Raw genomic sequence first — 449 nt, 5'->3', positions numbered from 1 at the left:
CAGATGTGGTGAATTTTTCGGCCTCCTCCTCATCTGTTACAAAAGGAGAGACACTTATTGATACAGTGAACAATATCCTTTCCATGAAAGTGGATATGGTGGTAATGCGGCATCCCAATCCCGGGGCCGGAATTTTTCTTTCCCGGCACGTGAATGCAAGTATCATCAATGCCGGCGACGGAGCCCATGAACATCCCACCCAGGCCTTGTTGGACTGTTATTCTATTCGGGAAAAACTTGGTGACGTAGAAGGAAAAAAGGTGGTGATCGTGGGAGATATATTGCATAGCAGGGTTGCCCTTTCTAATATTTTTGCTCTCAAATTGCTCGGTGCCCAGGTGAAAGTATGCGGGCCATATACTTTGATCCCGAAATATATTAGGTCCTTGGGAGTAGAAGTGGAGCCGAACCTCAAAAATGCCCTGGAATGGTGTGATGTAGCCAATATG

The 449-nt window shown here is 46.3% G+C and carries 1 protein-coding gene; it reads left to right on the top strand.

Annotated features, from left to right (window positions below; genetic code table 11):
• Positions 1-449, top strand: a 449-nt coding sequence (locus HC175_RS18615) for an aspartate/ornithine carbamoyltransferase family protein (protein ID WP_369074348.1), incomplete at both ends; no start/stop codon positions are given.

It is taken from the genome of Salinimicrobium oceani, from assembly GCF_012037645.1.
The sequence above is the reverse complement of the archived record's forward strand: the minus strand, read 5'-3'. Positions and strand labels throughout refer to the sequence as shown.